This window comes from Alcanivorax sp. (assembly GCF_040118815.1).
Taxonomy (GTDB): domain Bacteria; phylum Pseudomonadota; class Gammaproteobacteria; order Pseudomonadales; family Alcanivoracaceae; genus Alcanivorax.
The window spans coordinates 158,150-165,589 of record NZ_JBEDTC010000021.1; the positions used below are offsets into that span (position 1 = coordinate 158,150).

Annotated in this window: 6 protein-coding genes; all 6 read right to left on the minus strand. The window is 60.7% G+C overall.

The features are described from left to right. Positions 1–5: 5 nt before the first annotated feature. The 6 genes from selD to mnmH all read right to left on the minus strand — a co-directional run bounded on the left by selD (position 6) and on the right by mnmH (position 7,295). A complete protein-coding gene (gene selD, locus ABNH18_RS16040) occupies positions 6–2,222 on the minus strand; it encodes a selenide, water dikinase SelD (RefSeq protein ID WP_349383799.1) in 2,217 nt (738 codons plus the stop codon). Next, entirely contained in the window at positions 2,219–2,992 is a 774-nt protein-coding gene (locus tag ABNH18_RS16045; RefSeq protein ID WP_349383800.1) for a PhzF family phenazine biosynthesis protein, read from the minus strand. The genes selD and ABNH18_RS16045 overlap by 4 nt, the downstream gene beginning before the upstream one ends. Before the next feature lie 28 nt (positions 2,993–3,020). Continuing rightward, complete coding sequence (locus ABNH18_RS16050) at positions 3,021–4,526, minus strand: PhnE/PtxC family ABC transporter permease (RefSeq protein ID WP_349383801.1); 1,506 nt, start codon at positions 4,524–4,526, stop codon at positions 3,021–3,023. 10 nt (positions 4,527–4,536) lie between these two features. Beyond that, complete coding sequence (locus ABNH18_RS16055) at positions 4,537–5,199, minus strand: ATP-binding cassette domain-containing protein (RefSeq protein ID WP_349383802.1); 663 nt, start codon at positions 5,197–5,199, stop codon at positions 4,537–4,539. A gap of 20 nt (positions 5,200–5,219) precedes the next feature. Further along, complete coding sequence (locus tag ABNH18_RS16060) at positions 5,220–6,086, minus strand: putative selenate ABC transporter substrate-binding protein (RefSeq protein WP_349383803.1); 867 nt, start codon at positions 6,084–6,086, stop codon at positions 5,220–5,222. Between the two features lie 120 nt (positions 6,087–6,206). Beyond that, positions 6,207–7,295: a tRNA 2-selenouridine(34) synthase MnmH gene (gene mnmH / locus ABNH18_RS16065; RefSeq protein WP_349383804.1), complete on the minus strand. Its 1,089-nt coding sequence runs from the start codon at positions 7,293–7,295 to the stop codon at positions 6,207–6,209. Between the last annotated feature and the right edge of the window lie 145 nt (positions 7,296–7,440).

Below are 7,440 nucleotides of genomic sequence, written 5' to 3' on the forward strand. Positions count from 1 at the left end.
AAGCGTTATACGCTACCAGTGTGACTGCTATCCAACAGGATCGATGCATGGTTCGGGGGACTTTTTACAAGGACTTTACCGATATCCGCGGCTGCAATGCCTGCCTGATCAAGCTGTTGCAGTGCCTGCCTGGCATAGTCGGCGGGCAGGCAGAACAGCAGCCCGCCGGCGGTTTGCGGGTCACACAGGGCGGTGAGCAGGGCATCGTCCACGGGCTTGGGTTGCTCGCATTGCATCAGAATATGGCGATTGGCGTCACTGAGCGTGCTGGCCACGCCCTGTCGAATTAGCGAAAGCGTGCCGGGCAGCAAGGGAACATTGTGGCAATCCACCGCCAGGGTTACGTCGCTTTGCTGGCTGATTTCGTAGAGATGCCCGAGTAACCCGAAGCCGGTTATGTCAGTGCAGGCGTTGACGGGTATGCCCTGCAAGGCCTGCTGGGCCAATCCGTTGCTGATCAGCAGGTGGCGCAAGGTGGCCTCCAGCCAGGGGCCGTGGAAAGTGATATCAGCATTGCCGGGGGACTGCATCAAGGCGGCAAGCTGCACGCCGCTGCCTAGCGGCTTGGTGAGGATTAACCGGTCGCCGTGGCGGGCGCCGCTTTTGTGCCAGAGCTGTGCCGGGTCCGCTTGGCCGTTGACGGTGAACCCGGCGGCCATCTGTGGGCCTTCAATGGTGTGGCCACCAACCAGGGTGCAGCCGGCTGCATTCAGTTCCCGGACGGCTCCGGCCATCATCCGTTGCAGGTCGCGGCCCTGCAGGCGCGGGTGGTGCCAGGGCAGGGTGACATTGGCCAGCGCGGAGTGGGGGCGGGCGTTCATGGCGTACAGATCACTGAGGCTGTGCAGGGCGGCGATGCGCCCGAACAGGTAAGGCTCATCGATAAAAGCGGGGAAGAAATCCAGGCTCTGCACCAGCCGCTGCCCGGCGGGCCAATCGATGATGGCGGCATCATCGGCGGCGTCTACACCGGCTTCAATGCCCTGTTTCACCACCGGTTGAAGGTGTGCCAATGCGTCGTGCAAGGCATTGCTGCCGACCTTGGCGCCGCAGCCGGCGCAGTGTAATGCGTCCGTGTCTGCCGGGGGGACAATCATGGTGGGCAGGTGTTGATCGAACTTGGCCATAAAGGCTCGGTCGATACGGTCTTTCCAACGCCACACCCAATGGCCGCCCAGTGACAGCTTGCCGCCCCGGCTGGCAATGGCGTCTTTGCCGCCGGCGGATAACAGTGACAGGAAGCGCGATTGTGGCCGATAGGCCACTAGCGGTTGCCCTTGAATGGCGGCGCGCAGGTTGTCGGCCAGGGTGCGCGCCTGACGAACCGCATAGACCCCGGCCTTGGGCAGTGATGTGGGAAAGGCGGCGCAGTCTCCGGCGGCAAAAATACGCGCGTCACTGGCCGTTTGCAGCGTGTCGTTTACCCGCACAAATCCTTGCGGGTCGCAGTCCAGGCCGCTGTCTGTCAGTAACGGCAACCCTCGTACGCCGGTGCACCAGAGCACCCATTGGGCCGCTAGCGGCTGATTGTCCATGCGTAGTTGCCGTTGGCCATCGCGGCTGACACGGGTATCGGTATGCAGCGTGACGTGATGGGCGGTCAGCCGCTTGCGCATCTTGTCACGCACAGTGGCAGGAAAGCCCGGTAACAGATCACCGCCGGTGATCAGTTGAATCTCTGCCGGTTGCTGGCGGGCCTGGAAGTACTGGGCCATGGCCAGCGCCATTTCGGTGCCGCCGGCACCGGCGCCGACTACGGCCAGGGACGGCGTTTGTTCGCCGGTATCGTGGCAGAGTTGCTGCCAGCGGGTATAAAAACTGGCCACCGGCTTCACCGGAACAACGCCGGCAGAATCGTTGCCGATGGGCGCGAGATCCGGTGTGGCGCCCACATCCAGGCTTAGCCAGTCGTAATCTAGCTGACTGCCATCACTGAGCTGTAATTGTCGCTGTTGTGGATCAATCTGCGTGACGCTGGCCTGAATGAAGCGGCAGCCGCTGGCCTGGCAGAGCCGATATACATCCACGTGGGTGTCATTCAGGTCGTAGTGCCCGGCGATCAGCCCTGGCAGCATGCCGGAGTAGGCGCTCAGGCTATCCGGGGAGACCAGAGTGAGGCGTACGCCGGGAATCGGTTTCATGGCCAGCATGCGCAGGACCAGCGCGTGGCTGTGGCCGGCGCCAACAAACACCAGATCGTAATGGGCAGAGGGGCGTATCACAGTTGAAGGTCACCTTGCAGGTAGCAGCGAGCGGTGCCGCTGAGCATGACGCGGTCGCCCTGTAATTGGCAGTGCAATTCGCCACCACGGGGGGAAAGTTGGCGCGCATGGAGGCGTGTCTTGCCGAGTTTTTCTGCCCAGTAGGGCACCAGTGTGCAATGGGCCGACCCAGTGACCGGGTCTTCCGGGACGCCTTTGGCCGGTGCAAAAAAACGGCTGACAAAATCGCAGTCTTCGCCGGGGGCAGAGATCATTACCGCGAAGGTATCCAGTGAGGCGATGGCGGCGAAGTCCGGCTGAAAGTGACGGACCTGTTCGGCGCTATCGACAATGATCAGGGTGTCTCGGGCTTGAAGTACTTCCCGGATGGGCAGATCCAGTGCTTGATGAAACGGTGTGCTATCAGCGAGTACATGGGCCGGGCGGGACGGGAAATCCAGGCTGAGTGTTTGCCCGCTGCGGGTGACAAACAGTGGCCCGGAGGCGGTGGAAAAGCGCACGCGCTCACCGGGAAACCCCAGTGCGTTGAAGACTACCCAAGCGGCGGCCAGTGTGGCGTGGCCGCACAGGTCCACTTCCACCTGAGGGGTAAACCAACGTAACGCAAAGCCTTGTTCGTCCGGCACCAGAAAAGCGGTTTCCGACAGGTTGTTTTCCAGCGCGATGTTTTGCAGCAGGGCATCATCTAGCCAACGTGTCAGCGGCACCACGGCGGCCGGGTTGCCGGCAAACAGGGCGTCGGTGAAAGCATCCACTTGGTACAGTTTCATAGGGCGACTCGTGTCTGCTTTTGTTTGGCTAACCACTTGCCGGCACGCCGTGGCCGGGGTGCAGTCTCAGGCGCCGTCGCAGTGTGCGCGACAAGGCATCGACCCCCAGATTGAGCAACACCGTGGCCAGGATCAACAGGGCGGTTCGGTCAAAGCGGAATTCCGCCACGCTGGAATCAATATAGAAACCCAGGGTATGGATGCCAAGAATGCCCAGCACGGCGGTTTCGCGCATGATCACTTCCCAGCGATAGAGCAAGAAGGCCAGCAGGTTCGGGCTGATGCGCGGCAAGACCTCAAAGGCATAGCGGTTGACCCCGGTGGGGGCGTCGGCACGCAGGCGCAGGGTTTCGCTGAAGCGGCCGGTCAGGTGAGCAACGATGGCACCGGTATGCAGGGCCAGGGCGAAAATGCCGGGCAACATGGAGGGGCCAAGCAATATAAGAAAGAAGAAGGCGAGAAAAAATTCCGGGGTGGTACGCAGCACCACCAGTACGCCATGGCCCAGGGTGCGGCTGATCCGATTACCGAATAGCGGCGAGGTGAGCGGGAACAGCACCAGCGCCAGCACACCGGTGAGCAGCAAGGCGGCCAGGCCCAGTACCCCGGTCTGCCACAGCCCGGGCCACAGTTGCTGCTGCCAGAGCAGGGCGAACCACTGCCACAGTTCCACTAACCCGCCGCCCTGACGCAGGGGGAACGGAACCAGATCCACCGTGACAAAACGCACCAAAGTAGACAGGCTGCCGGTAAAAACCGGTGGCGCCCAAATCACGGCGGCAATCAGGTACACCGGGATCAATGCCGGGCGCAGCCACCAACGCAGGGTGAAAATCAGCGCAAAGAATAGATACAACAGGGCGGCGCCCTGGTCGTACACGCCTTCGCGAAAGGCGGTTTCCAGATGAAAGCCCAGAGTGGGTAAACCGATAAAGCCGAGAATGGCAGAGGCGCGCAGGGCGCACTCCAGCCGGTAACTTCCGTAGGCTTTGAAAGCTTGCCAGACCAGTGGCAGCCGGGCGAAGAAAAAGCGGCTGACGGCGGTGGTGCTGACGGGCAGAGAGTGAGATGGGTCTGGATCCGATTCCTCGAGAAACTCCCCGAACACTTTGGCAAAAATCCCCGCATAGGGGATGGCGATGGCCAGTACCCCGGTGAGGGTGCTGAGGCCGGCTACCTGTAACAGCAGCAATCCCCAGAACAGTTCATGAATGGCGCGGATGCTGGCGGCGAAGCCGCGGACAGCCCGTGACGACCAGCAAATTGCCATCAAAAAACCGAACAGGGCGGCCAGCGCGGTGCCCTGCCAGGCAAAGGCCAAGGTGTTGGCCAGTGCCTGGCCAAGTTGTTCGGTGGCAAAAAAGTCTGGGGCCATGAACCCTTTGCCCATGCGCAGCAGTTCCTGGCCAGGGCTGGAGCGGGCGATCTCCATATCGGCCAGTAACAGTGCTGCCAGCCCCGCCAGGGCGAGACCGCCGGTGGTGCGCCGCCAGCGGCTGGCAGTGGTATTCACTGGCGCGCTAGCCGTATTCACGTTGGCGCGTTCATGAATTCACGTCATCCCGATACAGGGCATCCAGATCGCTAAGCGATAGCGAATGGGTGGCAGCGTCGAGGACGATGTTGCCCTGGTTCAGACCAATAATTCGGTCACAGCAGGCCAGCGCCAATGCGCGGTCATGCAGGGCGATCACGGCGCTGGCATGGCGAGCCAGTGATAACGTCAGCAGTGCTTGGCCCTGATGCTCGTCCAGGCTGGAGACGGGTTCGTCGGCGAGCAGAATCGGGCGTTGCGTATAGAGGGCGCGGCCCAGAGCGGTACGTTGCGCCTGGCCACCAGAGAGTTGATCGACACTGGTGAATAGCTTGTCGTGAAGCGACAGGTCGTTGGCCAGCGCGCCAACCTGTTCGCGCTCGTGTCGACTGGGGGTGATCAGGTTGCGCAGGTTAGTGAGGGTGCGATTGCGGGACAGGGCGCCCATGTAGATGTTGTGGAACACGCTGAGCATGGGCACCAGGGCGCCGGCCTGGGGACACCAGGCACAAGTGCTTTCCTGCTGGGAGCGCAGGGCATTGAGGAGGGTGGACTTGCCCGCCCCGGAAGGGCCGAGCAGGGCGACTTTTTCGCCTTGCTCGATGGTCAGCGTTAGGTCGTCGAAGACTACCTGGTGGCCATGACCAAGCCGGGCCTGCTGAAAGCGGAACACGCTGGTGCTGCCTTTGGCCGTTAGTCCAACAGGCCAATGGCGCTGGCGGTTTCCTCAATCGGGGCATAGTCCGCATTGGAGGCCGGAATAAACTTTTCCCGTGGGAACGCGTTTAGCAGCACCGGATCGTCGATGGACAGCAGGGTGTCGGTGACGCGCTGGCTGAAGCCTTCGCCGAAGCGGTCATTCAGATCGCCGCGCACGGTCCAGTGGTAGTCCGGGTAGGTGGGGGTTTCCCAGATCACGCTGACTTTGCTGGTGTCGATCTTGCCCTCGGCCAGTTCCCGCTCCCAGACTTTGAAATTCACCGCGCCGGTGGCGTAGGCGCCGCTTTGCACCAGCGCGATGGTACGGCTGTGGTCCCCGGAGAAACCCACTTTCTCGAACAAATCGCCGGGTGCCTTGTTGAAGGTATCGCGCAGATAAAATTCGGGCATCAGGCGACCAGAGGTGCTGCCTTTGGAGCCGAAGGTGAACGACTGCTGTGCAATGAAATCGTCGCCGAGAGTCTCCACGGAGCTGAGCCCGGTGCTGCTGTTGGCGATAAAGTACGATTTGAAGGCGGTGTCTTCCTGGCCCTGGGCAATAGCTTCAGAGCCGGGCACCAGGCGCCGGGCCTGTACGCCGGAGAGGCCGCCGAACCAGGCCATTTGTACTTCATTGTTACGGAAGGCGGTCACGGCTGCGGCATAGGATTTCACCGGCACGTATTTAACCGGTACGCCGAGCTGGTCTTCCAGGTAGAGCGCAATGGTGCCAAACCGTTTCACCAGCTGGGATTCATCCTGATCGGGAATCGCGGTAAAGGTGAAGGTGCCGGTATGAGGTTCGTTACAGGCAGATAGCAGCAAGACTGCAGCCAGTGCAGCAAGACATTTCAAACGCATTGTTGTCTCCGTTTAATAGGGAGGCTTACCGAACTTTATGAGGGAAATGCACGGGTACGATTGCGGGTTCGGCCATACGCAAACGTGGGGGCAGTATAACGGCTTGCGCGCGGTTTTGCGTCAGCGGTTGTTGAGGAAATCGCTGACTTCGGCGCGGGTGCCCTGGAATACAATGGTGCCTTCGCGACGGGACAGCATGTAGTCGTACATGGGGTCGTAATAATCGGCGAGCAGGCGGTGAATCCATTCGCGGTGTAGTTCGGTGTCGCCACAGGCGGCTTGCACGGCAAGTGCTTCCTGAAGTTGCTGACGAAGTTGCTGGTGGCGGATGCCGCCCAGGCGTCGGCGGATGCGATCCATGGCAGCAAGTAACTCGTCGCCGAGCTGTGTTAGCGCATCCTGTTCACCGAAATAGCCGGCGTATTCTTGCAAGGGGCCGATCACGTAATCCTCCAGTGTTACCTGCACACGGGATGCCAGTGATTCCTCGATGACGATACGTGGCTGCGATTTAATCTGATCCTGCAGGGAAAAAGGCAGGTGGCAGCGGCCGATTAGTTTGCTTTCGTCTTCCACCAGAATACGCGTGGGCTGAGTGTCACGCTGTTTGAGCAGGGCAATGGCCAGGGCGTTTTCGAAATCGATCTGGGTGGGCTGGCCGCCCGGGCGGCGCCCGAAGGAGGAACCGCGATGGTGCGCCAGACCTTCCAGGTCGATGGCGTTGGGCTGTTGTTCAATCACTCGGGTTTTGGCGCAGCCGGTGCGTCCGCACAGCACTTCCAGTGGCAAGCTGGCGATACAGGCTTCCATTTCATCAATCAAAAACCGGCGCAGCGCCTTATAACCACCGGTGATTAGTGGCGCATCGATCCCGGCTTCGCGTAGCCAGGCCTGAGTGGTCTGGCTGCGCAAGCCGCCACGGAAGCAATACAGGTAGCCGTTGGGATTAGCCTGCCACCATTGCTGCCAGGTGTGCATGCGCTGTTGCCGCTCCTCGCCGCTGACTAATTTATTGCCAAGATCAATGGCCGCCTGCTGGCCCTGCTGCTTGTAGCAGATGCCAATCTGGTGGCGCTCGTCATCGTTGATCAGGGCAATATTGACGGCACCCGGAAAGGCGCCCTTGGCGAATTCCACGGGGGCGCGCACGTCCAGCAGGGGCGTGTCATTCAGGAACAGGGAAAGGTAATCACGGGTATCGTCTCGCATGGGAAGCGAGTGTAATTCAGCTACAAGCTACAAGCTACAAGCTACAAGCTACAAGCTACAAGCTACAAGCTACAAGCTACAAGCTACAAGCTACAAGCTACAAGCTACAAGCTACAAGCTACAAGCTACAAGCTACAAGCTACAA

What these genes read in the sequence shown, in the direction of transcription:
- ABNH18_RS16060 (WP_349383803.1), bottom strand. Translation starts at nt 6,086, where the DNA reads ATGCGTTTGAAATGTCTTGCTGCACTGGCTGCAGTCTTGCTGCTATCT.
- mnmH (WP_349383804.1), bottom strand. Translation starts at nt 7,295, where the DNA reads ATGCGAGACGATACCCGTGATTACCTTTCCCTGTTCCTGAATGACACG.
- ABNH18_RS16045 (WP_349383800.1), bottom strand. Translation starts at nt 2,992, where the DNA reads ATGAAACTGTACCAAGTGGATGCTTTCACCGACGCCCTGTTTGCCGGC.